Source organism: Sphingomonas floccifaciens (genome assembly GCF_042681125.1).
In the GTDB taxonomy this organism is placed as follows: domain Bacteria; phylum Pseudomonadota; class Alphaproteobacteria; order Sphingomonadales; family Sphingomonadaceae; genus Sphingomonas; species Sphingomonas floccifaciens.
The window spans coordinates 1-682 of the sequence record NZ_JBHUFC010000028.1 but is presented as its reverse complement, the minus strand read 5'-3'; the positions used below and the strand labels follow the sequence as shown (position 1 = coordinate 682).

At 59.2% G+C, this 682-nt stretch carries 1 protein-coding gene; it reads left to right on the top strand.

The window, feature by feature from the left end:
* The coding region (locus tag ACFSC3_RS20610) for a DUF2490 domain-containing protein (RefSeq protein WP_380942262.1) at positions 1-502 on the top strand (502 nt) is incomplete at its 5' end.
* Positions 503-682 lie beyond the last annotated feature (180 nt).

Here is a 682-nt window from a genome sequence, read left to right as displayed (position 1 = left end):
CGGGCTTTATGAAAGTCAGTATAGCGGCGTAATCAGCGTCAAGATTGCCAAGGGCGTAATGCTGACGGGCGGCGTGAACCGCGTGGTCGCGGTCAGCAACGATCGGGTCAGCAACACCGAATGGCGTCCGCGCCAGCAGATCAGCTTTCCGATCATTGCGCTGGGACGGGGTAAGCTGGCAGGCCGCGTCCGCTTCGAGCAGCGCTTCAGAAGCGATGGCAGCGATGTCGGCCATCGTGTCAGGCCGGAGGTCTCCTATGCGATACCACTCACCGACAAGCTCAAGTTTCGCCTCGCGCACGAGAGCTATTTCAACTTCAATACCACCAATTTTGGTCAACGTGCCGGGCACGAGCGGATGCGAAATTCGGCCGCACTGTCCTTCCCAATGGCCAAAGGGGTGAGTGCGGAAGTTGGTTACATGAACCAATATCGCTTCAACCGCGATGGTCGCGACCTGATGGAACACGCGCTGACCACGGGGTTGTCGGCCAAGTTCTAACGCGATCTCTCGTCGTGAAGGGATACGCGAACCGGCTGAGGTCTGCATTGATCCGTATCTCCCGCGAACGGTCGATTGCGGGAGACGGGCTGCAGGCTGCCGACGCGGCTCTGTAAACGCTCGCGCTAAATGGCGGCGTTCTGATCGCGCTATTTGTCAGTTGCCGGGTCCGATGACGAG